The 216-nt window shown below is 53.2% G+C and carries 1 protein-coding gene; it reads left to right on the plus strand.

What is annotated here, in order from left to right; genetic code table 11:
* Positions 1-201: LUD domain-containing protein (locus WG8_RS11370; protein ID WP_007430325.1), on the plus strand; the 201-nt coding region annotated here is incomplete at its 5' end.
* Positions 202-216 lie beyond the last annotated feature (15 nt).

Raw genomic sequence — 216 nt, forward strand, 5'->3', positions numbered from 1 at the left:
GTGCTGATCATTCTCCTGCCAGTGGAGCGTCTGCGAACGCGACTGGGCGAGATTTTAGGCCGTTTTGACGAAGCCGGGCGCGAGCAATTGCCCGCAGGCATTCATTTTATTACCGGACCGAGCCGTTCGTCGGATATTGAAAATGATCTGACCATCGGTGTACATGGGCCGGGTATCGTCTATACGTTGTTGATTGGCTAATTTGCAGGTGGAGCT

It is taken from the genome of Paenibacillus sp. Aloe-11 (assembly GCF_000245715.1).
Taxonomy (GTDB): domain Bacteria; phylum Bacillota; class Bacilli; order Paenibacillales; family Paenibacillaceae; genus Paenibacillus; species Paenibacillus kribbensis.